At 71.0% G+C, this 23905-nt stretch carries 26 protein-coding genes; 16 read left to right on the top strand and 10 right to left on the bottom strand.

The window, feature by feature from the left end; all coding sequences use genetic code 11:
- Positions 1–67: 67 nt before the first annotated feature.
- The 6 genes from KUM32_RS43235 to KUM32_RS05440 form a co-directional block, all read right to left on the bottom strand.
- The gene (locus KUM32_RS43235) at positions 68–298 is read right to left on the bottom strand and encodes a hypothetical protein (protein ID WP_254405067.1); all 231 of its coding nucleotides are present in this window, start codon (positions 296–298) and stop codon (positions 68–70) included.
- Positions 299–326: 28 nt separating this feature from the next.
- A complete protein-coding gene (locus KUM32_RS05460; RefSeq protein ID WP_254405066.1) occupies positions 327–1358 on the bottom strand; it encodes a hypothetical protein in 1032 nt (343 codons plus the stop codon).
- Between the two features lie 47 nt (positions 1359–1405).
- Positions 1406–2077, bottom strand: coding sequence for a hypothetical protein (locus KUM32_RS05455; RefSeq protein ID WP_217140646.1), 672 nt, complete (start codon positions 2075–2077; stop codon positions 1406–1408).
- 377 nt (positions 2078–2454) lie between these two features.
- Complete coding sequence (locus KUM32_RS05450) at positions 2455–2859, bottom strand: hypothetical protein (RefSeq protein WP_217140645.1); 405 nt, start codon at positions 2857–2859, stop codon at positions 2455–2457.
- Between the two features lie 611 nt (positions 2860–3470).
- On the bottom strand, positions 3471–4223 hold the full coding sequence (locus KUM32_RS05445) for a hypothetical protein (RefSeq protein ID WP_217140644.1): 753 nt from the start codon (positions 4221–4223) through the stop codon (positions 3471–3473).
- A gap of 72 nt (positions 4224–4295) precedes the next feature.
- Entirely contained in the window at positions 4296–5282 is a 987-nt protein-coding gene (locus tag KUM32_RS05440; RefSeq protein ID WP_217140643.1) for a hypothetical protein, read from the bottom strand.
- 501 nt (positions 5283–5783) lie between these two features.
- On the opposite strand from KUM32_RS05440, the gene KUM32_RS05435 reads away from it, so the two are divergent.
- The 11 genes from KUM32_RS05435 (at position 5784) to KUM32_RS05385 (ending at position 14151) form a co-directional block, all read left to right on the top strand.
- Positions 5784–6503, top strand: coding sequence for a hypothetical protein (locus KUM32_RS05435; protein WP_217140642.1), 720 nt, complete (start codon positions 5784–5786; stop codon positions 6501–6503).
- 18 nt (positions 6504–6521) lie between these two features.
- Positions 6522–7379 (top strand): hypothetical protein, encoded by an 858-nt coding sequence (locus tag KUM32_RS05430; protein ID WP_217140641.1) that lies wholly within the window; start codon positions 6522–6524, stop codon positions 7377–7379.
- On the top strand, positions 7376–8683 hold the full coding sequence (locus KUM32_RS05425) for a CpaF family protein (RefSeq protein ID WP_217140640.1): 1308 nt from the start codon (positions 7376–7378) through the stop codon (positions 8681–8683). Before KUM32_RS05430 ends, KUM32_RS05425 begins: the two co-directional genes overlap by 4 nt.
- Before the next feature lie 4 nt (positions 8684–8687).
- Positions 8688–9728 carry a type II secretion system F family protein gene (locus tag KUM32_RS05420; RefSeq protein ID WP_254405065.1) on the top strand — a complete coding sequence of 347 codons (1041 nt, stop codon included), beginning with the start codon at positions 8688–8690 and terminating at the stop codon, positions 9726–9728.
- Entirely contained in the window at positions 9725–10648 is a 924-nt protein-coding gene (locus KUM32_RS05415; RefSeq protein ID WP_217140639.1) for a type II secretion system F family protein, read from the top strand. Before KUM32_RS05420 ends, KUM32_RS05415 begins: the two co-directional genes overlap by 4 nt.
- Before the next feature lie 57 nt (positions 10649–10705).
- Positions 10706–10966: a hypothetical protein gene (locus tag KUM32_RS05410; RefSeq protein WP_217140638.1), complete on the top strand. Its 261-nt coding sequence runs from the start codon at positions 10706–10708 to the stop codon at positions 10964–10966.
- A gap of 49 nt (positions 10967–11015) precedes the next feature.
- Positions 11016–11477: a TadE family protein gene (locus tag KUM32_RS05405; protein WP_374227484.1), complete on the top strand. Its 462-nt coding sequence runs from the start codon at positions 11016–11018 to the stop codon at positions 11475–11477.
- Positions 11478–11918 carry a TadE/TadG family type IV pilus assembly protein gene (locus KUM32_RS05400; RefSeq protein WP_217140636.1) on the top strand — a complete coding sequence of 147 codons (441 nt, stop codon included), beginning with the start codon at positions 11478–11480 and terminating at the stop codon, positions 11916–11918.
- The gene (locus KUM32_RS05395; protein ID WP_217140635.1) at positions 11915–12376 is read left to right on the top strand and encodes a pilus assembly protein TadG-related protein; all 462 of its coding nucleotides are present in this window, start codon (positions 11915–11917) and stop codon (positions 12374–12376) included. The genes KUM32_RS05400 and KUM32_RS05395 overlap by 4 nt, the downstream gene beginning before the upstream one ends.
- A gap of 63 nt (positions 12377–12439) precedes the next feature.
- Positions 12440–13102 carry a hypothetical protein gene (locus tag KUM32_RS05390; protein ID WP_217140634.1) on the top strand — a complete coding sequence of 221 codons (663 nt, stop codon included), beginning with the start codon at positions 12440–12442 and terminating at the stop codon, positions 13100–13102.
- Positions 13102–14151 carry a hypothetical protein gene (locus KUM32_RS05385; protein WP_217140633.1) on the top strand — a complete coding sequence of 350 codons (1050 nt, stop codon included), beginning with the start codon at positions 13102–13104 and terminating at the stop codon, positions 14149–14151. The genes KUM32_RS05390 and KUM32_RS05385 overlap by 1 nt, the downstream gene beginning before the upstream one ends.
- Positions 14152–14206: 55 nt before the next feature.
- Here KUM32_RS05385 and KUM32_RS05380 read toward each other — a convergent pair whose 3' ends face one another.
- The 4 genes from KUM32_RS05380 to KUM32_RS05365 all read right to left on the bottom strand — a co-directional run bounded on the left by KUM32_RS05380 (position 14207) and on the right by KUM32_RS05365 (position 17169).
- Positions 14207–14548 carry a hypothetical protein gene (locus KUM32_RS05380; protein ID WP_217140632.1) on the bottom strand — a complete coding sequence of 114 codons (342 nt, stop codon included), beginning with the start codon at positions 14546–14548 and terminating at the stop codon, positions 14207–14209.
- A gap of 20 nt (positions 14549–14568) precedes the next feature.
- On the bottom strand, positions 14569–15027 hold the full coding sequence (locus KUM32_RS05375) for a hypothetical protein (protein ID WP_254405086.1): 459 nt from the start codon (positions 15025–15027) through the stop codon (positions 14569–14571).
- 364 nt (positions 15028–15391) lie between these two features.
- Positions 15392–16507 carry a hypothetical protein gene (locus tag KUM32_RS05370; protein WP_217140631.1) on the bottom strand — a complete coding sequence of 372 codons (1116 nt, stop codon included), beginning with the start codon at positions 16505–16507 and terminating at the stop codon, positions 15392–15394.
- The gene (locus tag KUM32_RS05365; RefSeq protein WP_217140630.1) at positions 16495–17169 is read right to left on the bottom strand and encodes a hypothetical protein; all 675 of its coding nucleotides are present in this window, start codon (positions 17167–17169) and stop codon (positions 16495–16497) included. Before KUM32_RS05365 ends, KUM32_RS05370 begins: the two co-directional genes overlap by 13 nt.
- A 300-nt stretch (positions 17170–17469) precedes the next feature.
- Here KUM32_RS05365 and KUM32_RS05360 point away from each other — a divergent pair, with 300 nt between their 5' ends.
- The 5 genes from KUM32_RS05360 to KUM32_RS05340 all read left to right on the top strand — a co-directional run bounded on the left by KUM32_RS05360 (position 17470) and on the right by KUM32_RS05340 (position 23783).
- Complete coding sequence (locus KUM32_RS05360) at positions 17470–20439, top strand: BTAD domain-containing putative transcriptional regulator (protein ID WP_217140629.1); 2970 nt, start codon at positions 17470–17472, stop codon at positions 20437–20439.
- A complete protein-coding gene (locus KUM32_RS05355; protein WP_217140628.1) occupies positions 20436–21197 on the top strand; it encodes an A24 family peptidase in 762 nt (253 codons plus the stop codon). Before KUM32_RS05360 ends, KUM32_RS05355 begins: the two co-directional genes overlap by 4 nt.
- 78 nt (positions 21198–21275) lie before the next feature.
- Entirely contained in the window at positions 21276–22475 is a 1200-nt protein-coding gene (gene mqnC / locus KUM32_RS05350) for a cyclic dehypoxanthinyl futalosine synthase (protein WP_217140627.1), read from the top strand.
- A gap of 17 nt (positions 22476–22492) precedes the next feature.
- Positions 22493–22951 carry a hypothetical protein gene (locus tag KUM32_RS05345; RefSeq protein WP_217140626.1) on the top strand — a complete coding sequence of 153 codons (459 nt, stop codon included), beginning with the start codon at positions 22493–22495 and terminating at the stop codon, positions 22949–22951.
- A 136-nt stretch (positions 22952–23087) separates the two neighbouring features.
- On the top strand, positions 23088–23783 hold the full coding sequence (locus KUM32_RS05340; RefSeq protein WP_217140625.1) for a demethylmenaquinone methyltransferase: 696 nt from the start codon (positions 23088–23090) through the stop codon (positions 23781–23783).
- Positions 23784–23905 lie beyond the last annotated feature (122 nt).

The following is a 23905-nucleotide window of genomic DNA, read 5'->3' as shown; positions in this document are numbered from 1 at the left end:
GGTCGGGGGCGTGGCCTGGGCGGCTGCCTGGACCGACGCCGGGTCGACGGCCGTGAGCGGGATGCGCTCACGGCCGGCACGAAGGGTCGTCTCGTCGATCTGGATTCGGTGATAGACGAATTTCGAGAACGGAACGGCGAGGCAGGGGGAGCAGCAGCAGAAGGGACAGCGCGCACATGCCGAGCCACAGGCCGAACTCGTCGGGGATCGTGTCGAGCCCCATGTACGCCATACCGGCCACATACACGGCGATGCAGATCGCAGACCAGGTCTTCGGGGAATTCTCTACGTAACGCATGTTCCTCATCTGACTGTTACTGCTGTGTTCAACGGTTGATGGCCTGGATCTCCTGGACGGTGACCGCCTGGGCGTTCCCGAAGGTGCCGTCGGGCAGGTCGCCGCCCGCGCCGCCGGTGCCGGTCCATGCGATCTCCCAGGTGATGGTGGCCTGGAGGTTGTAGGTTCCGTCGCCGGAGGAGCGCAGGTACTTGATGCCGCAGGGCGGGGCCTGGTCCGCCTGGCCCTTGGCGTAGGGCTCGCCGATGGAGCCGTCGGCGTTGATGGTGCACTCGCCGGAGGCCGGGTAGGTCTCGGCGTCCGGCGTGCCCGGCTCCAGCTTCAGAGATACCGGCTTGGCGGTCGTGGTGGCCGTGAGGTTGAAGCCGGGAGCGTTGATCATGGCCGTGGCCTGGACCTCGTCGAAGACGGCCTTGTCGAGCCAGGCCCAGGTCGGCAGGTTCACCTTCGTGGTCGCCTCGGGGGCGAGGCTGACCTTGGTGTCGGGAAGCTGCATGTGCTGGTAGGCGAGGGCGGCGAGTATCTCCGGGGTGATGGCCTCCTCGTACTGGGGCGGCGGGGCCTCGCCGTTGTCCACCCAGAAGGGGAGGTCAGTGCAGGAGCTGCGCTTGAGGATGTCCGGTTCGTTGGGGTTTTCGACGCCGGCCCAGAACATGCCCTTGCCGTCCTTGGCGACGTTGTAGTCCTTGTAGCCGGGGGTGTCTTCCCAGCCGAAGTCATCCTCGTAATGTCGCTTTGTCTCGCCGATTGCCGCGGCGGCGGTCCCGCCCATCCCGGGTGTGCTCGCAGCCTCCTCGATCTGGGCGGACATCTTCTTCTTGAAGTCCTTGGCACCGAGGTAGGGGGCGTACCAGCAGGGTGGCGGAGACCAGTTGACGTCGGTGGACGCCACGTTTCCCGTGCCGCCGTTCGGGGCCACGGATCCTGAGTACTCGATGCGTGCGGTGGCGTAGATGCCGGTTTCGTCACTGCCACCCGTCTGTGTTGTGCTGGAGCCCTGGGTGTTGCTCGGCTGCTCTCCCGCGTAGGCGGCATCCGTGAGGGAGATACCCAAGGCCAATGCCAGGGCAGCCGCGCCGGTGCTGAGGGCTGTACACCGCGACCTGCTCACTGGCACCTCGCTGCCTCCCCCTCGACGTACACCTTGGACGCCTGCCACAGTCCCTCTCCGGTGGGGAACCTAGCCATGATGATCTTGAAGTAATCGAAGTCCGTGATGCTGGGCGTGCCCTTAAGGATTTTTCCGGTCTTGACCTCTTTGGAGTAGAACTTGCTTGAGTCCACGCAGAACGCGATCTCCACCGAGTTGCCGTTGGAGGCGGAACGGGTGGTGGCCTGGTAGTGGCGTCGGGTTCCGGTTGCCGTCCAGTCGCCTTCGAGTCTGGCTTCGATCTGCGTTCGCGCGTACTTCAGCCCATCACCGGTGGCGTAGGCGGCCAAGGCCGCATCCTTGGTCGTGCGCTTGTCCACCCCCCGGTAGATGGCGCGGAGGTAGTTCGCCGCATCGTCCATCGCGGCCGCTTCGTTCTTGTCCTTCGGCTTGTCCCAGTCGAATACCAGATTCATGTCCGCTGGCAGGGAGAGGTCCACGCCGTCCGGTTTGTCCTCCGCCGGCGCCGCCGAGGGCTCCGCCGACTCCTTTGGTGTCTCCGTTCCCTGGTCGGCCCCCGCGATCGCGTCGTTGTCGCTGGACTTGTCGTCCCCGCTGCCGCAGGCCGTCAGTAGCAGGGCTGCTGCCGCGGCGAGCGCGGTGGCAACGGGCAAAGGGCGGCGCTTCACAGTGAACTCCCCGTGAGACAGAAGTGCGGTCGAGGCTACTGACGGTATCTGTGGGGTTCCCGGTTTCGCCAGGGCGAACTACTGCGAGAATCAGGGTAATTCGGGGATTATGGGAATGGGCTCGGAAGAGGCCTCGGCCTGCGTCTCGACCTTGCGCTCGCTGTCCCTGCCCGTCCCCTCATCACTTCTCCGGGGAGAACAACACCGCGCGCCGGGTGGTCACCACGATGACGCAGCCCTATGCCTCGGGCCCGCGCCCTTCCCCACGCGCGATGGGGCCGGCTTCCGATCCCCGACCGACGTCCGCGCTGCCGAGGGAAGCGGAACAGCGCCCTCAGGGCAGACGCGGAGCGGGGCAAGGCGGGCCAGGAGCGCGGTCAGTGCGCACGTGCCGACTCCCGCACCCTGTCCACCAGTCGAGAGATCCCGTCACCGAGCACCGACAGCAGGCTGCCCTCCGGCTCGTCGCACGGCACCCGGGGGCTCGCCGGGCCCGGCAGTGTCAGCATCCGCTCGCGCAGTTCGCGCGGTGCGGCGACGGCCGAGTCCAGGCAGAGGGGGCAGAGCGACAGCATGCGCCTGCGGTTGCCCTCCGCGGAGATCCGTACGTGTCGGCGATCGACCGAAGGGCCGTGGAGCGGGTTGACGCCGCAGCAGCGGTTGTTGGTGTCGCCCTGGAGGGCGTCGCGGGCGGCGCGGGCGAGGACGATGACGGCCAGGAGAGTCGCCGGGTCGGTACCCGAGAAGCGCGGGCCGTCCACGTCGCCGTCGACGAGGAGCATGGGGGCGTCGAAACGGTCCCAGGCGGCAGCGATGCGGGACGCGGAGCCCTCACCCTCCGCGTCCGCCCGCCTCGCCGTCGGCGGTGAAGGCCAGTGCGGCTGCCTGGAGTTCCGTACGTGCCGCGCGGGCAGGCCTCCGACGGCTCCGTCCGTGCCCCCGGGGGCAACGCCTCCGCCGACAGCGGTGCCTCACTGCGCCGGCGCAGTACCGCGCCCACGATACCCAGGGCGCCCGCCACCAGGCCGAGCAGCAGCAGCGCCGCGACGACGCCGACGAACAGGCTCGGCCAGAGGTCGGTGGCGAAGAGCGGCGGGAGGTTGTTCTCCGCCTGGTGGCTGAGGGGGCGGGCAGGGGGGCCGGTGGTGGTCGGCTCGTCGGTGCGCGGCGACTCGTCGAGGTACGTCATCAGCGCGTCGAGGCGCTCGCCCAGTAAGGCCGCAAAGGGTGAGCCGCAGGCCAATCACGCCGCTCGCGCTGTGGCCGGTCCGCGCGGCTGTCCAGATGTCGTGGGTGTCGTCGCCACTCGCACTCCCCGGGCCCCCGTCGCGGTCGTGGGTTTCCTGACCGCGGCACTCTACTGACGGCTTCGACGCTGCGAGAAAGTGCTCCCTCAACCCAGCTTGGTGTTCTGCGCCTTCACCACTGCCGAGGACAGCTTCGCGTCGCTCGGCCTCGCGTTGGCGATGGCCAGGCCGTCGACGGAGAAGTACACGGCGACGACTTCGCCGCTGCGAACGGCCTGGGTGTGCACGGTGTGCGTGGCGCCCCGGAAGGTCAGCGTCGAACGGAAGGCGAGCGACTCGTCGCCGGCCGCAGCCACGGGCTTCTCGGCGGTCACGGAGTCGTACGCGCTCGTGTTGCCGTTGGCCTTGGCCGTGAAGCCGCCGGTGCAGGCGTCCACGGCCTCGGAGAGGCCGGCCAGGGCGGAGGCGGCCTTGCCGGGCTCGTACGCCGTGAGCATCACGTAGGTGAAGGGCTCGTTGAGAGCCGAGGTGACCGAACGCGTGAGGTCGGCCTGCGGCTCGCCGACGGGAAGTTGGTTCATGGCGTAGGCGAGTGGGGCGCAGACGGGCTTGTCGACCTTCACCTCCTGCTGGGACTTGGCGAAGGCGAACTCGCTGTTGTCGGAACTCGCCACGTCCGCGTCGTCCACGCTCATGCCGGAGACGTCCGCCTTGGTGATCACGAGCTGCTTCAGCCGCTCTTCCGGCGTCTTCTCCTGCTTCTCCTTCTTCTGCTTTTCCTGTGAGGCGGTCGCTGCCGGGTTCTCCGCCGCGTCCGTGTCCGAGCCCGAGTCGCCGCCGCAGGCGGTGAGCGTGGCGAGGGAGAGTGCGGCGAGGACGGCCGGGGCGGCGCGCTTCATGGGGGGCTCCTTGGTGGTGGGCGGGCGACGACGCGCGGGTGCGGGGTGGTACGGGGGGTGGGAAACGCTCGGTCAGTCGTGCGGAATCTCGGCCAGTCTGCGCAGTTCGGGGGAGAGCTCGGGCACCTTGGCCCCGGCTGCCTGCGCTGCCGCGACCTCGCGGACGTAGGCCAGCGCCGCCTCCCGCAACCGCTCCTTCTCCCGGCCCTGCCGACGGCCGACCATCCAGACGTACAGGGCGAGGGGGACGAGGACGAGGGCGCCGTAGCCGACGGGTTCGGCCGAGGTGGCCGCCCACATCGCGCCGCCCGCGCCCGCGAGGATGAGCAGCCAGCCCGTCTCGTCGTGCCAGCCGCCGACGTCGGCCATCGTCTCGTACGACCTGACGGCTTCGGGTTTCGGCGGCACGGCGACCGGCTCGGCGGAGTACGCGGCGACCGGTCCGGTGGAGTACGCGGCGACCGGTCCGGTGGAGTACGCGGCGACCGGTGCGGTGGAGTACGCGGCGACCGGTGCGGTGGTGGGGGCGTCCGCCGCGTGGGGCGGGGCCGCACCCGGCAGCGGCTCGACCGGCGCGTACGTCGGAACGGGCGCCGCGCCCTTCCCGCCCCCGGTCGACGACCGGCCCTCCAGCCACGCCGGTACGTGCGTCAGCGGAACGCCGTGCGCGCGGGCCACGCCGAGAACCTCGCGGTAGCCGGCGAGCGGGCCGTGCGTCAGCGCACGCTTCCAGCGGACTCGCGCGTGCACGACCAGTGCCACACCGACGACGAGCAGGCATCCGGCGGCGCCGAGCGCGGCGAAGAGGCGGTCGGTCAGCGCCGGGACCATCGGAACGACGCACGGCAGGAGCAGACCCGCCGTCAGTGCCAGCATCCCGAGCCATGCCGCCGGTTGTCGCTGCTCCGCCGTCACGGTCTTGCGCCGCTCGGCGAGAAGCGCGGTCACCGCCGCGTCGTCGGTGTAGTCGAAGCCGTGCCGCAGGCCGATGGCGCGGACCGCCTCCAGGGCCCGTGGGTCGACGGCCAGCGCCGCCCCGTTCACCGGAAGCAGGTCCATCGTCTTCCTCCTGTGCCGTCGTGCCGTGCCGGTCCTTCATCAGTCCGAGCGAAGATCATGGCACGGGCTGTCCGCGCCTTCGTGAGTGAATCGTGCAGGCATCATGGGCGCGCCGTGACGAACAGCACGCGGAGGGTGACCCCTCGTACCGGTTCTGGATTCGCACGCGCACAGTTGGACTGCCTGGTCATGGAGCTGGGCTCAAAAGGGAAGCCCGGACGGGAAGTTGCAGCCGAGTAATGGTGGGTGGGCCGGGATTCAAGGGGGCGGGTACGCCTTGAGGGGCTTATGTGCGGCTGATACGGTGCGATGGCTTGACACTCGCCTCACTGCTGGCTATTCGCCCAGGTCGGGCGGGTGCGTCGGGGGATGTCCCCGGACGACGTAGGTCGGGCGGGCGCGGGCCGTGTGCCCGGATGTGCAAGTGGTTCCGCGTACTTGAGCAGGAGCGCTCGAGCAGTACGCGGCAGACGATTTCTTGGGTGTACGGGGAGCGGTTGCGTGAAGATCCAGGAGCGTACGGGGGCGGGCGCGGGGCGTTCCGCGGCTCCGGTTCAGCCGGCGGTCGGTGACCGGCTTCCCAGCCCTCCTCGCGAGCGCAAGCCGGCGCTGGCCGCGTTGGCGGTGCTGTTGATCCTGGTGGGCGCCCTGGGGGCGACGATGCTGGTGCTGCGGGCCGGGGACCGGGTCGAGGCCATCCAGCTGACGGCCGACATCAAGGCCGGCGAGTCCATCACCGACAACAACATCAAGTCCGTCATGGTGAACGACGACTCGGGCGCCGACTTCGTGCCGTGGGCCCAGCGCGAAACCCTGAAGAAGCTCCAGGCCAAGTCCACGATCTACAAGGGCACCGTCGTCGTCGGCCAGATGTTCGCCGGGAAGTCCGCCATGGAGCAGGGCAAGGCCACGGTCGGCGTCTCCCTCAAGGAGGGCCAGTTCCCGGCGGGCCTGGACTCCGGTGACAACGTCGCCGTCTACCACGTCGGCAGCAAGTCCTCCGGCAGCAGCGGACAGGGCGGCTCCTCCGGTTCGTCCGGTGGCGACAGCTCCCTGCTGGTCGAGCGCGCGGTGGTCGTGTCCGCCGACCGGGCGGCCGGTGACACCTTCAACAGCACCAACCTGCCCGTCACACTGACCGTCGACGCCGCCGACGCCCCGGCGCTGGCGCAGGCCGCGGCCCTCGGCGAGGTCGCCGTCGTTCTGATCCCCGGCAAGTAGAAGGCGACCGAAGCAGCCATGGCTCTCATCGCCCTCGCCGCCGACAAGGGTTCCCCCGGCGTCACCACCGCGGCCGTCGCCCTCGCGGCGGTCTGGCCGCGCCGGGTCCTGCTCGCCGAGACCGACCCGGCGGGCGGCGACCTGGTGTACCGGTCCGCCGCCGCGCACGGTGGGCCGCTGAACCCGAACACCGGCATGCTGTCGATCGCCGCCACCGCGCGGCGCGGCCTCGTGCCCGACCAGCTGTGGGACCACGTCCAGCCCCTGAGCGGCGGCCTCGAGGTCATCGTCGGACTCGGCATCTCCGAGCAGGCCGCCGGACTCGCCGGCCTGTGGCCCACCCTCGGGCGGGCCTTCGCCTCGCTCGCCGACTCCCCGAACGCGCCCGCCGACGTCATCGCCGACTGCGGCCGCGTCAGCGGCGACTCCCCGGCCACGGAGCTGTTCCCGCACGCCTCCCTGGTGCTGCTGGTCTCGCGTACCGAGCCGGAGGCCATCGCCCGCGTCCGTGACCGGGCCGCAGCCCTGACCGCGAAGCTGCACGGCGGTCCACGCGGTGCCGGGAGCCTCGGCATGCCGGTGATCGGTGTCGTCCTCGTCGCCGACACGAACAACGCCGGCAAGCTCGCGAGCCAGGTCAACGACATGCTCGTACACGCCCAGACCGGCGCCCGCGTCCTCGGCACCATCGCCGACGACCCCTCCGGCGCCGACCAGTTGGCGGGACGCAGGCGCGGCCGGCTGGAGAAGTCCCTGCTCATCCGGTCCACCCGCAAGGTCACCTCGGACCTGTACCAGCAGTTCGGCGCCGCCTGGTCCGTACCGACCGGACCCGCCGGCACCGACCTGAACGGCCACGCGGGGGCCGGCCGATGACCGCTGTCGACCACTCGTTGGTCAAGCGGTTCCGTCAGGACGCCGGCGACCGCATCGCTGAGCAGCGCCGTCAGGACCAGGTCAGCGGCGTCACGCCGATGTCGACCGAGGACGAGCGGCAGTACGCGCGCGCCGTCATCGCGCAGATCCTGGAGGAGTACGCCCGCGCCGAGATCAACGCCGGGCGCACCCCGCTGGACGCGGAGACGGAGGAGGCGTACGCCGCCGCCGTGCACGCCGCCCTGTTCGGCGTCGGGCGGCTCCAGCCCCTCCTCGACGACCCCGAGGTCGAGAACATCGACATCAACGGCTGCGACCACGTCTTCGTCGGCTACTCCGACGGCCGCGAGGTGCGCGGCGAGCCGGTCGCCGAGACCGACGAGGAGCTCATCGAGCTGATCCAGATCCTCGGCGCCTACTCGGGCCTGTCCTCGCGCCCCTTCGACTCCGCCAACCCGCAGCTGGACCTGAGGCTGCCGGACGGTTCGCGTCTGTCGGCGGTGATGGACGTCGCCCGGCGCCCGGCGCTGTCCATCCGCCGCGCCCGCATGGGCAAGGTCTTCATCTCCGACCTGGTCGGCAACGGCACCCTCACCCCCGAGCTCGGGCACTTCCTGGCCTGCGCGGTCCGCGCCCGCAAGAACATCATGATCGCGGGTGCCACCAACGCCGGTAAGACCACGCTGTTGCGCGCCCTCGCCAACGAGATCCCGCCGCACGAGCGGCTGATCACGGTCGAACGGGCGCTGGAGCTCGGTCTCGACTCCTTCCCCGAACTCCATCCCAATGTAGTGGCGTTCGAGGAGCGGCTGCCCAACTCCGAGGGACAGGGCGCCATCAGCATGGCGGAACTGGTCCGCCGTTCCCTCCGTATGAACCCCTCCCGCGTCATCGTCGGTGAGGTGCTCGGCGACGAGATCGTGACCATGCTCAACGCGATGTCCCAGGGCAACGACGGCTCGCTCTCCACGATCCACGCCAACAGCTCGCACGAGGTCTTCAACCGCATCTCGACGTACGCCCTGCAGGCGTCGGAGCGGCTGCCGATCGAGGCCAGCCAGATGCTGGTGGCCGGCGCCGTCAACTTCGTCGTCTTCATCCAGCGGCGCAACGACTACCAGAGCGGGGGACGTCTCCAGCGCATGGTCACCTCCGTCCGCGAGGTGAATGGCGTCGACGGCCGTGTGCTGTCCAGCGAGGTGTTCGCCGAGACGCCCGACGGCCGTGTCGTACCGCACGCCCCCATCGCCTGCCTGGAGGAACTCATCGCCTACGGCTACCGGCCCAACGGAACGTGGGGGTGACCCGATGACGACCGAACCGACCCGGCTCGCCGCACTCGACTCGCTCGGCTCCATGGGCGGCCTGTTCTCCACCACCGTCCTGTACGCGCTCGGCTGCGGCGTCGCCGTCGGCGGCGGCCTCGCCCTGCTCCTCGTCGCCGTACGCGGCCTGCCCGCCAAGCCCGAGCACGAGAAGCGGCAGGCGACCGAGCGGGCCAACGAACTGATCCGCTGGGTGGGCCGGCGCGGCTCGCTCGCGGCCATCGTCGGTCTCGTGGTGCTGCTCCTCACCCGCTGGGCGGTGCTCGGCATCGCGGCCGGCGTCCTCGTCTTCTTCTGGGACCGCCTCTTCGGCGGCGCCGCCGAAGAGCGTGCCGCCATGAAACGCGTGGAGGCCCTCGCCTCCTGGACGGAGTCGCTGCGCGACACCATCGCGGGCGCGGTCGGCCTGGAGCAGGCCATCCCGGCCTCGGCCCGCGCCGCCGCCCCGGTGCTGCGTCCGCACCTGGACGCCCTGGTGGACCGGCTGCGTTCCCGCACCCCGCTGCCCGACGCGCTCCAGCACCTCGCCGACGAGATCGACGACGCGTCGGCCGACATCATCGTCGCGGCGCTGATCCTCAACGCGCGGCTGCGCGGACCGGGTCTGCGCCAGGTCCTCGGCGCGCTCGCCAAGTCGGCCCGCGAGGAGGTCGACATGCGCCAGCGGGTGATGGCGCAGCGCGCCTCGACCCGCCGGTCGGTGCAGATCGTCGTGGCGGTGTCCGTGCTGTTCGTCCTCGGCCTGTCCCTCTTCAACCGGGACTTCGTGGAGCCGTACGGCTCGCCCGTCGGCCAGCTCGTCCTGGCCTGCGTGTGCGGCCTGTTCGCGCTGGGCTTCTGGTGGCTGCGCAAGCTGTCGACCATCGAGACGCCGGAACGCTTCCTGGTGCGGGACGGTTCCGACGTCCAGTTCGTGCGTCCCCGTACGTCGGACCGGACGGGCCGGCAGGGCCAGCCCGCGCAGCGGCTGCCGCAACCGTCACAGCCGTCGCGGGCGTCTGGTGACGAGGGGGTACGACGATGAACCTGACCATGCCGGTCCTGGTCGGTGCCGTCATCGGCCTGGGCGTCTACGCCCTGATCCGCGCCCTGATGCCGAGCAGACGGAGCCCGATCCAGCAGGTCGCCCGCATCGACGCGATGCGGGCGCGCGGAGCGGCGTACGAGTCGTCGTCGCGTACGGCGCAGGACACCGGCCGCCTCGGCACGCTGCGCGCCCAGGTCGGCGCGCGCGTCGCCGAGCTGTACCTCCAGCAGGGCTGGGAGCAGCGCTCGCTGCGCGCCGACCTGGCGGTGCTGGACCGCAGCTGGGAGAAGTTCCTGGCGACCAAGGTGCTGCTGGCCGTGGGCGGGCTGTTCTTCGGCCCGTTCCTGTTCGCGATCGTCTGGACGCTGGGCTTCAACGACAGCCCGATCATCCCGGTCTGGCTGGCCCTGCTCTGTGCGGCGATCTTCTTCTTCCTGCCCGACCTGGAGGTACGCCGGGACGCGGCCGACAAGCGGCGTGACCTGCGCCGCGTGATCGGTGCCTACCTGGACCTGGTGTCCATGAGCCTGGCCGGCGGCCGTGGTCTGCCCGAGGCCCTGATGGCCGCGGCGGAGGTGTCGGACGGCTGGGCGACCCATCGCATCCGCAACGCACTGGCCGACGCGCGCATCACCGGCATCAGCCAGTGGCAGGCGCTGGGCCAGCTCGGCGAGGACCTGGGCGTCGAGGAGCTGAAGGACCTCTCCGCCTCCCTGGCCCTGGTGGCCGACGACGGCGCCAAGGTCCGCGAGTCCCTCGCCTCCCGCGCCGAGACCATGCGGCACCGCGAGCTCGCCGAGATCGAGGGCAGCGCGGGTGAGAAGTCGCAGTCGATGCTCGTGGCCCAGCTCCTGCTGTGCGCCGGGTTCCTGGTGTTCCTGATCTATCCGGCGGCGATGCGGGTGTTTCAGGTGTGACGCTGCTCTTCCCACTCCGAGCCGCTTCCAGAATCTGATTCGAGAGGACAACTCACCATGAGCGTACGGAACGTCCGCACCGGCACCACGGGCATCGTGCCCGTCGACTTCCTGATCACCTTCCTGCGGGCCCGCGTGGACCGCGCCCGCTCCGGCGAGCTGGACCGCGGAGCGTCCGCGGTCGAGTGGGTCATCATCTCCGCGGTCGTCGTGGCGATCGTCGGCGTGGTGGCCGCCATCATCAACGCCGCGCTCAGCGAGGGCGCCAACAAGGTCGGCGACTGCATCAAGGGCGCGGACGCGGGCAGCACCTGCTGATCCGCCGATCTGCTGATCGCACCAGGCGCGACGAACGGGGTTGACGGGGATGCCGGGCACCATGCTGAGACGGGTGCGCCGCAGGGTGGAGACCGCACGTGAGGCGGCGGTCACCCGCGGCGACTCCGGCATGACCGCGATCGAGTTCGTCCTGCTCACGCCGGTCCTGTTCTTCATGATCTTCGCGACGGTGCAGTTCGGGCTGTACTTCTTCGCCGATCACGTGGCCCAGGCGGCGGCCCAGGCGGGCGCGCGCAAGGCCCGCGCGACGGCGCACGACCAGCCCGGCGGCTGGCGGGGCGAGGCGCGGGACGTGGTCGACAGCTACATCAGCCAGCTCGGCCCGCAACTGGTCCTCTCCCCGGACGTGAAGACGCTCCAGCCGGAGCAGGACACGGTCGGCGTGGAGATCACGGCCCGCATCCCGACGGTCTTCCCGGGCCTGGACCTGACGGTGCACGCGCAGTCGATGGGCCCGGTGGAACGGTTCGTGCAGGAGGGGGAGAACTAGATGGGCCTCTCCCGCGCCCGGGCCTGCCTCCCAGCCCGCCTACGGCGGGACGGCGACTCCGGCCTGTCCACCATCGAGGTGGTGATCCTCGCCCCGGTGATGATCCTTTTCATCCTGGTCCTGGTGGCCTTCGGCCAGCTGGTCGACGGCCGCGGCGCGCTCGACGGCGCGGCGCGGGACGCGGCCCGCGCGGGCTCGATCCAGAAGGACCACGGCACGGCCGTCGCGGAGGCGAGGAAGGCAGCCGAAGCTAACCTGGAGGACGTCTGCTCAGGCCCGGTGTCGGTGGTCCAGAAGAGCGCGGGATTCGAGCCGGACACGCTCTTCACGGTCGAGGTGAGCTGCGAGGTGCGTGGCCTGGCGATGATCGGCCTCGACATCCCCACCACCCTCTCGGCGAGCTTCAGCTCCCCGCTGGACCCGTACCGGAGGACGGCGTGAGGTCTGTCGTACGCACGTGGCTCACGGACCGGCGCACCCGCCTGGACGACCGCGGCTCCGGCGCCGGCGCGGTCATCGTCTTCGCCCTGGTCTTCCTCTCCCTCACGGCCTTCGTCATCGACGGCGGCATGTCCATCTCCAAGCGCGAACGCGCCGCCGACATCGCCGAACAGGCCGCCCGCTACGCCGCCCAGGACATCGACCGCGAGGCCCTCTACGACGACGTGGGCGGCCCCGCACCCATCAACTACGAGAACTGCGACGCGAGGGTCAAGGCCTTCGCCGCGGAGATGGACATGGCCGGCCAAGACATCGCCGCGACCCACTGCGTGACGGCCGACGCCGCCCAGGTGCAGGTCGAGGTCCAGCTCACCTACTCCCCGGTCTTCACGGGCGTGTTCTACGGCGGCGACGTGGTCGTCCACGGGCAGGCGGTGGCGGAGAACGAGGTGGGGTGACCGATGCCGCCACTCTCCCTCCCTTCCTGTCCCCCCACCCTCACCAACGGAGGTACGACTCCCATGCGCACACGCACGACCACTGCCACCACGGCCGCCGCCCTGACGACGGCGGTCGCCCTCCTGCTGTCCGGCTGCGGCGGCTCCGAGACCGAGGACTCGGGGAAGGACAAGATCGCGGGGGCGGACACGGGGGCTTCGGCGTCCGCTTCTCCGTCCGCCTCGTCCTCGGCCGACACCGTCGAGCGGCCGGAGATCAAGCTGCCGAAGGACATCGAGAACGTCTTCGAGGGCGGCTCGACGGGCGACGTGAAGAAGGACGCGGTCCTGGCGGACAACGAGAGGCGGGTCAACTCGATCGACGAGGCGATCGTCGTCGACGCGGCAGAACACCCGGCGCTCGAGTTCTACTCGAAGGGCGATGCCCTCATGTCAGCGGCGACCTACGTCAAGTCCTTCTACGACAACGACCGCAGCTTCACGGGCAAGACCCGCTACTACGACCGTGAGGTCACGTTCGCGAAGGACGGATCGGCGACGGTCACGTACTGCGTGGACGGGACAGCTACGTACCCGAAGGACCGTAAGACGGGCAAGGTGGACAGGTCGGTGAAGGCGTCGCCGAGCGACTACGTCTTCTACAACACCAGGCTGGAACAGAACGCCGAAGGCGTTTGGCAGACCACGAGCGTGTCATCGACCGAGGCGGCGAAGAGGTGCATGTGATGCGTCCTACGGCCTCCCGGCGTTTCCTCCTCGTCCCCGTCCTGGCCCTCGCGGTGAGCGCCGTGCCGTCCGTCGCGGTCGCTGGTGGTGGCCGCGATGCCGGAGGTGGTACGGAGGGCAGTTCCAGCGGGTCCGCCCAGGACGGGGTCATCAGGGCGGAGACCAAGGTCACGACCAGTGTGAACGGCAGTTCCCAGCGGACGACTACGGGGACACTCAGCCCGGAGAACAGCAACTGGACGCCGCCGGCCTGCTGGTACGAGCCCGCCTTCTCGCCCAAGGAGATCGAGAAGACCGTGAAGCTGTGGCGGAGCATCGACGGTCTGCCGTTCCTCAGTGGCATAGGGGACTTCGTCGGTGACTCGCTGGACGCTTACTACAAGGATGGCGACCCCTATAAGAACTACAACCTCGACAAAGAGGGCAAGGGGATGTTCTGGGCGGCGGTCAAGAACCCCAACCGCAAGGACGACCCGGCGGCCAACTCCTGCAACAAGCAGCCGTTCTGGGTGGACGAGGGCGCTGTCCCCGATGAGCCCCTCGCCCTGACCCCCAAGGTCCTCGCCGAGTACGCCTACGACGAACTCCCCGTCCCGGACACCGAGATCACGATGGCCCCCGCCGGGACCACGAAGGTGAACCTGCCCACCTGGGTCTGGCTCGACAAGGCCAGGTTCAAGAAGATCTCGGTCACCGCCAGCCTCCCGGGTACGGGGCTGTCCGCGACCACCACCGCCGAACCGGTCTCCCTGCACATCGACCCGGGCACGAGCGACGCCCGGACGTACCCCGCCTCGGGCGAATGCGGGATCAACGCCGACGGCAGCATCGGCGAACCGTACGAGAAGGGCAGGGCGAACGACACCCCGCCCTGCGGCGTCACCTATCTGCGTGCGTCCGGCTCGGACGGCTCGTACCCCCTGCAGGCCACCGTCACATGGCAGATCACCTGGACGAGCACCACCGGCGAGGGCGGCGACCTCCCCGACGGCACGTTCGGCGCCACGCAGGACGTGACGGTGCAGGAGATCCAGTCGGTGAACCGCTGAGCCGGGCGGCCGGGACGCCGGGGGAAGGTGAAACCCAGCCCTGCCCGTGACGTGCCTACTTCTCGCCGCTGCCCTTCCCGTCCCGCCTGTCCTCCGTCTTCACAGCGTCGTTGACCTTCTTGGTGAGGTCGTCGTCCAGCTTCTTGAACTCCCGGACCACGGCGTCCGACATGTCGGCGAGGGCGTCGAGCTGCTGGGAGATGTCCTCGCGGCCGTCCTCCCAGTTCGACTCGAAGTCACCGAGGGCGTCGTTGACGCTGCCGTCGCCGATGGCGTCCTTGTACGACTCGAAGAGCTTCTTGGTGTGGTTCAGCCGTGTCTTCAGCGACCGGAGCCGGCGCCCGTAGTCCTCCATCTCCGACAGCGGCAGCGCGAGGTCGCTCTTGCCCTGGCCCATGGCCTGAAGCCCCCAACCTGTCAGGCCAAACGGAAGGTACTGGTCACGGCGTCGAAGATGTCGTGGAAGGCCTCGGCGAGGTCCAGTACCGGGCTGGCCCCGGAGACGAGGACCACCTGGTCGGTGGTTCCCGGGACGGGGATGTACGTCTGGGTCAGCACCATGCGCAGCGTACGGCTGTCGCCCAGCGCGACGGGTACATCCTCGATGCCGTAGGTCCGCGCGGCCGTGCCCACGTCCGGGATGTCCACGGTCGTGACCTTGCGCCAGGCGTCCCCGTCACGGCGAGGGGTGATCGTACGCAGGCTCTCGGCGATGGCACGGGGGTCGGTGGACAGGGCGACGCCCTGCTTGTTCCTGGCGCCGAGGACGGACACGGTGACGGTCGCGGAGAGCGGGACGCCGTCGAAGTTCTCGGCCATGCAGCCCAGGTAGATCGCGCCGGAGTCATGGGCGTCCTTCGCCATCTTGCGAAGCATGGCCGTCACTTCGGCGCGGTACGGGGCGAGGTCGGAGAACTCACGGACGCGCTCGTCGACGAGGCCACGGATGGTCGCCTCGCGGCCTTCCGGACGGATGTCGAACTCCCACCACGAGTCGGGGACCGCCAGCGACACACCGACGGGCGCCGGCGCCGTCGGGGGGCTCGGTTCCTCCTCGGGGTCCTGCGCGGAAGCGCGGTGAGAACCGTCGGCCGCGGGCAGCCAGTCCCACGCGTCCTCGGAGCGTTCGGAGGGGACCGCGCTGGTGGTGAAGGACAGGGGAAGGGCCAGCGCCGCCACACGCGACAGACTGTGCGGTGAGACGGGGACGCGGGCGCGCCCGTCCACCTGACCACTCAGATCAGCGGTTGATGGACTGGATCTCCTGGACTTCCATGTCCTGGGTCGTCTCGAAGGTGCCGTCCGGCAGGTCGCCCTGGGCCCCGCCCGTACCCTCCCAGGAGATTTCCCAGGTGATCGAGGCCTTCAGCTGGTACGGCTCGCCGCTGGAGGCGCGGAGGTAGCGGATGCCGCAGGGCGGGGTCTCGTCGGCCTTGCCCTGCGTGTACGGCGTACCGATCGAGCCGTCGGCGTTGATCTCGCAGTCGCCGGAGGCGGGGAAGGTCTCCGCGTCGGCCGTGCCGGGCTCCAGGTGGAGGGCGACGGGTTTCGCGGTCGTCTCCGCCCACAGGCCGGTGTTGGGGAGCTCGGCGCGGACCTTGACCTCCTTGAAGGTGCCCTTGTCCAGCCAGACCCAGGTCGGGAGATTGACGGTGGACTTGGCCTCGGGCTTCAGCTCCACCTCGGTCTTGGGTACGTCGATCTGGTCGTACGCGTAGGCGGCGAGCGTCTCGGGAGTGGGGGCGTGTTCGTCGTCCGGGATCGTGCCGGCGTCCTGCCAGAACATGATGCGGCCGCAGCCCCAGGCCTTCGGGTCGTGCTCGTGGCCCTTGCGGACCACGCTGCGCCAGAACATCCCGTCCTTGCCGACGTTGTAGTCCTTGTAGCCCTTGGCCATGGTGTTCTTGGACGAGTTGATGTCGAAGTTGTCCTGCTCCTCGCCCTCCTCGTAGTGGTCCACGAAGATTCCCGAGGTCCAGAACTCATGGGCGTTCACGGCGCCCAGGCCGCCGTTCTTCTTCAGGTCCGCGACCGCGGCCTTCAGCTGTTCCGGGGTGAACACCGGCTCGTACCAGCAGACGGGCGGTTCCCAGTTGGGGTCGACGGAGGTCAGGTCCTCCATGGAGCCGCTGCCTGTTCGACCGTCTGGATAGGTGACCTGAATCCTGGACTGGGAGACCGAGGCCAGCAGGGTGCGGCCGTTCGTCCCACCCTGTTGCTCGTCGCTGCCGCCCGCCGGCGGCGTGGTGCCACCCACGGGTTTGTCGGCATGGGCCACGCCCGCGGTCCACAGCACGGAGCTCGCGGCCAGTGCTACCACCCAACCTGCACGGCCGGGAGCGATCAGCTGCGGCATTCTGCGGCTTTCCCCTCGACGGTGATCTGCTGGGCCCGCCACACCGGAGAGTCCTGCTGGGAGGCCATGAGGATGCTGAACTTCTGGTAACTGGCGAGGCTCTCCTCGGTTCGATGGACCTTTCCGGTCTTCACCTCCTTGCCAAAGGCCTTGGACTGGTCCTCGCAGAACGTGACGAGGATCGACTTGGCCTTCTGCGCCTCGCCGACCGAGCTGGTCTCCGCCTGGTAGTAGCGGTCCTCACCGGTGAGGGTCCAGCCGCCGTCCACGTACTCCTTGATCTGAGACTCGGCGTACCGAGCGGCCCCGGCCGCCGAGTAGAAGCCGTAAGCCGGATCCTTCGCGTCCTGCTCGGTGATGCCGTGGTTCAGCGCTCTGATGTAGTTGGCGGCGTCTTCCAGTGCTGCGGCCTGGTCCGCGTCCGACGGCTTCTCGAAGTCGAAGACCAGCTTCAGGTCCGCGGGAAGGCTCACGTCCGGCCGGTTCGCGACGGCCGCTTCCGACGCCGAAGCCGATGCCGAAGGGCTGCTCGCCCCCGTCTCCGCCCCCTTGATGTCGTCCGGCGAGGAGTCGTCGCTGCTTCCGCCGCAGGCGGTCAGGAGGAGGGTCGCCGCCGCGGTGAGGGTGGCGGCGGTGATGGTGAGGGCGCTGCTGCGGGCCACTTGTGTTCCCCCCGGGTACGACGCGTGTGACAGGGAACGAAGTTATCAGGGGGGCGGTGCAGGGGCCCTGGTCGGTTTCGGGGGATTGTGTGGGGGCGGAGGGGCGGCCGACGTAACCGGGCGAAGGGTGCAGAGCGGACGGAAGCCGCGATGTGGGGTTCCGCTGGTCCTTCAGCGCTGTCAGCGGTAGTCCATAAGATCTCTGTAGGCTCAGCACACCCCTCATATCGGATGCCCCAGCCATCCTGGCAGTCCCAGCCGACCTTCGTACACGCCCACACACGACCCAGGACTCCGCCCATGCCGCGACGCCGCACCTCAAGCTCCTCAAGCTCGACGGCTCCCTCGGCTCCCCGGAACCGGACGCCTCAACCGGTGCGGGTGCGGCGGCGGTCGTTCGGGGACTTCGTCAAGGCGTTCCTCGCCTTCGTCGTGCTGCTCGTGCTCGTGGCCGGGGTGCCCCTCGCGCTGGCCACGCAGATCGGCTGGCCGCTGCCGGACGGTGCGCCCGGCCTGGACTGGCTGCAGCGTGAGATCACCGTCCAGACCTTCCTGCACATCCTGACCGTCGTGGTCTGGTTCGCGTGGGCCCAGTTCACCGCCTGCGTGCTCATCGAGGTCAAGGCCGCGCTGTCCGGCGTCGGGGTGCCGGGGCGGGTGCCGGGGGCCGGGCCCAGTCAGTTGCTGGCCCGGCAGCTCGTCGCCGCCCTGCTGCTCGTCGGCGCCACCGCGGCCAGCCTCACGCCGGGGCTGTCGCAGCTCGGGCAGAGCCTGGAGGGCAACCAGAGGCCGTCCGTCGCCGCGGCCCAGCAGACGCCGGGACTCTTCACCCAGCAGCAGGAGTCGGCCGCCGGCGCCGCGAGCGCCCTCGCCGAGCAGGCCGGACAGGCGGCGGCCCGCGCCGACGGTGGCTCCGCCGCGCACGGCGACACGAAGTACTACCGGATCCAGCCGCCGGAGGGGCGCCACCACGACTCCCTCTGGGAGATCGCCGACCGGCACCTCGGTGACGGGCGCCGGTACAAGGAGATATTCGAGCTCAACAAGGACCGTGTGCAGCCGGACGGGTCCAAGCTGTCCGAGGCCAGCCTCATCCGGCCCGGGTGGATCATGGAGATGCCCGGTGACGCGCGCGGCGGCGAGCTCGTCGAGATGCCCGACGAGGCGCCGAAGGTGTCCGAGCAGGTGCGGCAGCAGATCCACGACTACGCGCGGACGGGCGACCAGGCGCAGGGTGGCGGCGGAGCCGCAGGCGGCGACGCTCGCGTGTCCCTTCCCGAGCAGCGGCCCGCCCCCGTCACGCCCGCGCGGCCGGCCCCCGCTCCCAGCACCGGGCAGGAACACTCCGCCACCCCCGCCGAGGCCGGGCACTCCTTCGGGCTGCCCGAGGCCCTGCTCACCGCTCCTCTCCTCGCCGCCGGTCTCCTCGGTGCCCTCGGCCGTCGGCGCCGCCAGGCGCTGTGGCAGTCGGCGCTCGGCAGCGTCGGCGGGCGGCGCGGCATGGAGCCGCCCACGCCGACCGGTGACGCCCAGGACGTGCAGGACGCGCTGCTCGTCGGCGCCGACCCCGAGGGCGTACGCCTGCTGGACCGGTCGCTGCGCGGGCTGTCCGCCGCCCTCGCCGCCGAGTCGCGCCCGCTGCCCGTCGTCTACGCGGCCTGGATGAGCGGCGACGGCGACCTGCACCTCCAGCTCGCGCAGCCGGCCGGGAAGCCGCCGGCGCCCTGGCAGTCCGGGCAGAACCAGACCTTCTGGCTGCTGGCCCGCGCCGACGCCGAGCGGTACGACGACGCCGACACGGCCGCGCCGTACCCCGGGCTCGTCAGCCTCGGCACCATGGACGACTCCCGGCTGCTGCTCAACCTGGAGGCGGTGCCCGGCCTCGTCTCGCTCAGCGGCGCGGAGGCCGACCGGGCCGCCGTGTTCGCGTCGGTCGCCGCCGAGCTGGCCACCAACGGCTGGTCGGACCGTATGACCATCACTCTGGTCGGGTTCGGGGAGGACCTCACGCCCCTCGCGCCCAACCGGATCCGCCACCTCGACGGGTTCGAGGACCTCTTCGAGACCATGTCCGCCGAGACCCGGCAGCGGCGCGGCGCGCTCGGCGCCGCCGGGCACGACTCCGTCCTCACCGGCCGCACCGGGCCCGCCCAGCACACGCGGTGGGCGCCGCACCTCGTCCTGCTGGCCGCCCAGCCGTCCGACGAGGACGCCCTGCGGCTCGCCGAACTCGCCTCCGACGCCGGCCGCCTCGGCATCGGGTACCTCGTCGGCACCGCAGGCGGCGAGCTGCCCGGCGCCGCCTGGGAGATGGAGATCACCGGCGAGGGCAAGCTGCTCGCCCCGCTCCTCGGGCTGGAGCTGGAGGCCCAGTTGCTGCCGGCCGCGCAGCAGCGGGCCGTCGTCGAGTTGTTCACCGACGCCGACCCCGGGCACGGACCCGGCGGGCCCGGCGGACCGGCCAACACCCCTCCGTTCCTCGTGGACATCAGCGAACAGGGGCGGCCCGCGGTCTACGCGCGCCTCGTCGGGTCGTACGAGATCATCGGCCTGGACGCCCCCGACGACGACCGCAGCGCCCAGCTCCACGAGGCGCTCGCGCTGCTCCTGCTGCACCGTGAGGGCGTCCACCCGCGCGTGCTGTCCTCCGCGCTGTGGCCGCGCGGTGTGACGGCGGACGTGCGCGACGCGCTGCTGGAGCGGCTGCGGGTCTGGCTGGGCACCGATCCCGACGGCACGCCGAGGCTCGGCACCGACGCCACCGGGCGGCTCACCCTCGCCAAGTCCGTCGTCTCCGACCTGGACGTACTGCGCTCCCTCTACTACGAGGCCACGCAGGGCCGGGGCGTCGACAGCCGCCAGGTACGCGGTCGGCTGCTCACCGACGCGCTGGTGCTGGTGCGCGGGCCGCTGCTCGCCGACCGGCCCGAGGGCCGCTACCGCTGGCTCACCCACGAGATCGTCGACGCCCAGCTCCCGCTGCTGGTCGCGGACACCGGGCTGGCGCTCTCCGAGTTCCACCTGGAGAAGAACCGCGCGGAGAAGGCCATCGAGGCGCTGAACGCGGCCCTGCGCACGGCGCCCGCCGACGAGCGCCTGTGGCACGAGCTGCTGCGCGCCACGCACGCCACCGGCGACACCGACCGGCTCAGCGCCCTCGCCGCCGACCTCATCGACCGCAGCGGGGCGCGCGGCCTCCCGCCGCGCACCGAGGCCCTGCTCGACGAGCTGCTGCCGACCTGGCGCGACGGCGTCGCGGCCGCCGGATGAGTCCCGCTCCCGACCTCGGCCTCGACCTCGACCTCCTCGCCGTCGCCGTCGCCGTGGCGTGGGGCGCGGCGGCGGGGGCGCTGCTGCCGCGGGCCGCCTACCGCTTCTCCGCCCCCGCGGGGGAGGCGTGGCACGAGCGTTGCCCGCGAACGCACCCCGTCCGGGGCTGGCTCGGGCGGGCACGGTGCGGGCGGTGTCCGGCCGACGAGGCGCCGTACGGCCCCCGCTCCGCCGTGCTCGCCACCGTCACCGCCCTCGTCTGCGCCGCCCTCGCCGCCGCCACCGGCACCCGGCCCGAGCTGGCCGTCTGGCTGCTGCTCGCGCCGGCCGGCGTGCTCCTGGCCGTCGTCGACCTGCGGGTACGGCGGCTGCCCGACCCCCTCACCCTGCCGCTCGCCGGCGCCGCACTCGCCCTCCTCGGCCTCACCGCCCTCGTGCCCGAGCACGCCGGGGAGTGGACCACCGCCGTGCTGGGCGCCCTCGCCCTCGGCGGCGGCTACTGCGTGCTGTTCCTCGTCAACCCCGCCGGCATGGGCTTCGGCGACGTCAAGCTCGCGCTGAGCGCCGGTGCCGTCCTCGGCTGGTACGGCTGGCCGACGGTGATGCTCGGCACCTTCGCCGGGTTCCTGCTCGGCGCGCTCTACGGCGGAGCCCTCGTCGTCGCCCGGCGGGCGGGGCGCAGGACGGCCATCCCGTTCGGTCCGTTCCTGATCGCGGGCGCCTTCCTCGGCGTCCTCGCGGGGGCCTACGCGGCCTGACGGCGACCTGGGAATACGGCTGGCGTACGCTGGTCGCGTCCGTCCACAACCCTTACGAACCTTGCGAAAGGGACGCCGGTGACCGAGAAGGCCGACCTTCAGCCCATCCTCGACCGCGCCGCCGCCGGTGGGCGGATCACCCCCGAAGAGGCGCTCGCCCTCTACCGCGACGCCCCGCTGCACGCGCTGGGCGCCGCCGCCGACGCCGTACGCAGGCGGCGGTACGCCGGTACGGAGCACATCGCGACGTACATCATCGAGCGCAACATCAACTACACGAACGTGTGCGTCACGGCGTGCCGGTTCTGCGCCTTCTACGCCGCGCCCAAGGACACCGCCAAGGGATGGACCCGCGACCTCGACGACATCCTGCGCCGCTGCGCGGAGACCGTCGAGCTGGGCGGCACGCAGATCATGTTCCAGGGCGGTCACCACCCGGACTACGGCGTCGAGTACTACGAGAAGCACTTCGCCGCCATCAAGAAGGAGTTCCCCCAGCTCGTCATCCACAGCCTGGGGGCGAGCGAGGTCGAGCACATGGCCCGGATCTCGAAGGTGTCGGTCGAGGAGGCCATCACCCGGATCCACGCGGCCGGGCTCGACTCCTTCGCCGGTGCCGGCGCCGAGCTGCTGCCCGAGCGTCCGCGCAAGGCCATCGCGCCGCTGAAGGAGTCCGGCGAGCGCTGGCTGGAGATCATGGAGATCGCGCACGGCCTGGGCGTCGAGTCGACCTCCACCATGCTGATGGGCACCGGCGAGACCAACGCCGAACGCATCGAGCACCTGCGGATGATCCGGGACGTGCAGGACCGCACCGGCGGCTTCCGCGCCTTCATCCCGTACACCTACCAGCCCGAGAACAACCACCTGAAGGGCCGCACCCAGGCCACGCTCTTCGAGTACCTGCGGATGATCGCCATCGCCCGCCTCTTCCTCGACAACGTCGCCCACATCCAGGGCTCGTGGCTGACCACGGGCAAGGAGGTCGGCCAGCTCTCCCTGCACTACGGCGCCGACGACCTCGGCTCGATCATGCTGGAGGAGAACGTCGTGTCGTCGGCCGGTGCCAGGCACCGCTCCAACCGGCTGGAGATCATCGACCTGATCCGCAAGGCGGGACGCGTCCCGGCGCAGCGCGCCACGACGTACGAGCACCTCGTCGTGCACGACGACCCGGCGAACGACCCCGTCGACGAGCGGGTCGTCTCCCACATCTCGTCCACGGCGATCGAGGGCGGTACGGCTCACCCCGAGCTGAAGCTGCTCGCCTCCAACTGAACCGGTAGCGAGCCGAGTTGGAGACCATTCACGCGGCGGAAGAGGTCCGGCTCAGCTGGAGCTCGGAGCCGATCAGGGACGGTGCCGTCGTGGTGGGACGGGACCGGATCGGGGACGTCGGGACCCTCGCGGAGCTGCGCGAGCGGTTCCCGGGGGCGCGCGTACGCAGATGGCCGGGCGTTCTCGGCCCCGCCCGCGTCCACGAGGGCCCGCTGCCGGACGCGCCCACGCCTCGCGAGCGCGTCCACGAGGTGCTGAAGCTGGGTGCCGTGGTGGTGCTGGAGGAACACGCCGGCACACCCGAACTCCGCGCGGCAGCCGAGCGCAACGGCGTCGTGGTGTGGCCCGAGGCGCCGTCGCCGCCCTGGGAGCCCGCGATCCGCCGGACCGGCCGTGCCGACCTCGCCGTCCTCGACGAGACCGGCGCGTGCATCGCGACCGTCTGCGCGGGACGCCTGGTGCACCGGCGACGCTGAGCGCGCGTCCTGCCGAGTGGCGGGAGTGACGGGCGGGGTGGTCGGCTGTCGGTCGTGCTCCGGTCGCGGAAGAGGCCGCGGCCCGTGCCGTGAGCCCGTCCGCGGCGACGGGGGCACGGGCTGCAACAATGGGCCCGTGACCCGCGCTTCCCTGAACAAGCAGCCGCACGAAGTCGCCTCGATGTTCGACCACGTCGCGGAACGGTACGACCTGACGAACGCCGTGCTGTCGCTCGGCCAGGACCGGGCGTGGCGCAAGGCGGTCGCCCGGGCCGTCGACGCCCGTCCCGCGCAGAAGGTCCTGGACCTCGCGGCCGGCACGGCGACCTCCTCGATGCCCTTCGCCCGCACCGGCGCCTACGTCGTGCCCTGCGACTTCTCCCTCGGCATGCTCCAGGTCGGCAAGGAGCGGCACGCCTGGCTGCCGTTCACCGCGGGCGACGCGACGCGGCTGCCGTTCAAGGACGACGTCTTCGACGCCGTCACCATCTCCTTCGGGCTGCGCAACGTGCAGGACACGGACGCGGCGCTGCGCGAGATGTACCGGGTGACGCGGCCCGGCGGCCGGGTCGTCATCTGCGAGTTCTCGCACCCGACCTGGGCGCCGTTCCGCACCGTCTACACCGAGTACCTGATGCGCGCCCTGCCGCCGGTGGCCCGCGCGGTGTCGTCCAACCCCGACGCGTACGTCTACCTCGCCGAGTCCATCCGCGCCTGGCCGGACCAGCGGGCGCTCGCGGAGCGGCTGCGCAAGGCCGGCTGGTCGAGGGTGGCCCACCGGAACCTGACGGGCGGCGTGGTGGCGCTGCACCGGGGCTTCAAGGAGAGCTGAGCCCGACGCCGGGGCGGGCGCGGCGGCGCCCCGCCCCGGCGAGCTCCCGCCGGACTCCACCCGCACTCCGCCCGGATCGAGGACGGCCCTCGCCGTCCTCGTCCTCGTCCTCCTCGCCCTCC

This window comes from Streptomyces sp. AC627_RSS907 (assembly GCF_019049165.1).
The sequence above is the reverse complement of the archived record's forward strand: the minus strand, read 5'-3'. Positions and strand labels throughout refer to the sequence as shown.

Bases quoted from the DNA above. Each gene is read 5' to 3' on its own strand.
- KUM32_RS43235 (WP_254405067.1), bottom strand. From the start codon at position 298: ATGCGTTACGTAGAGAATTCCCCGAAGACCTGGTCTGCGATCTGCATC.
- KUM32_RS05450 (WP_217140645.1), bottom strand. From the start codon at position 2,859: ATGCTCCTCGTCGACGGCGACGTGGACGGCCCGCGCTTCTCGGGTACC.
- KUM32_RS05445 (WP_217140644.1), bottom strand. From the start codon at position 4,223: ATGAAGCGCGCCGCCCCGGCCGTCCTCGCCGCACTCTCCCTCGCCACG.
- KUM32_RS05440 (WP_217140643.1), bottom strand. From the start codon at position 5,282: ATGGACCTGCTTCCGGTGAACGGGGCGGCGCTGGCCGTCGACCCACGG.
- KUM32_RS05430 (WP_217140641.1), top strand. From the start codon at position 6,522: ATGGCTCTCATCGCCCTCGCCGCCGACAAGGGTTCCCCCGGCGTCACC.
- KUM32_RS05425 (WP_217140640.1), top strand. From the start codon at position 7,376: ATGACCGCTGTCGACCACTCGTTGGTCAAGCGGTTCCGTCAGGACGCC.
- KUM32_RS05420 (WP_254405065.1), top strand. From the start codon at position 8,688: ATGACGACCGAACCGACCCGGCTCGCCGCACTCGACTCGCTCGGCTCC.
- KUM32_RS05415 (WP_217140639.1), top strand. From the start codon at position 9,725: ATGAACCTGACCATGCCGGTCCTGGTCGGTGCCGTCATCGGCCTGGGC.
- KUM32_RS05410 (WP_217140638.1), top strand. From the start codon at position 10,706: ATGAGCGTACGGAACGTCCGCACCGGCACCACGGGCATCGTGCCCGTC.
- KUM32_RS05405 (WP_374227484.1), top strand. From the start codon at position 11,016: ATGCCGGGCACCATGCTGAGACGGGTGCGCCGCAGGGTGGAGACCGCA.
- KUM32_RS05400 (WP_217140636.1), top strand. From the start codon at position 11,478: ATGGGCCTCTCCCGCGCCCGGGCCTGCCTCCCAGCCCGCCTACGGCGG.
- KUM32_RS05390 (WP_217140634.1), top strand. From the start codon at position 12,440: ATGCGCACACGCACGACCACTGCCACCACGGCCGCCGCCCTGACGACG.
- KUM32_RS05385 (WP_217140633.1), top strand. From the start codon at position 13,102: ATGCGTCCTACGGCCTCCCGGCGTTTCCTCCTCGTCCCCGTCCTGGCC.
- KUM32_RS05380 (WP_217140632.1), bottom strand. From the start codon at position 14,548: ATGGGCCAGGGCAAGAGCGACCTCGCGCTGCCGCTGTCGGAGATGGAG.
- KUM32_RS05375 (WP_254405086.1), bottom strand. From the start codon at position 15,027: ATGCTTCGCAAGATGGCGAAGGACGCCCATGACTCCGGCGCGATCTAC.
- KUM32_RS05370 (WP_217140631.1), bottom strand. From the start codon at position 16,507: ATGCCGCAGCTGATCGCTCCCGGCCGTGCAGGTTGGGTGGTAGCACTG.
- KUM32_RS05360 (WP_217140629.1), top strand. From the start codon at position 17,470: ATGCCGCGACGCCGCACCTCAAGCTCCTCAAGCTCGACGGCTCCCTCG.
- KUM32_RS05355 (WP_217140628.1), top strand. From the start codon at position 20,436: ATGAGTCCCGCTCCCGACCTCGGCCTCGACCTCGACCTCCTCGCCGTC.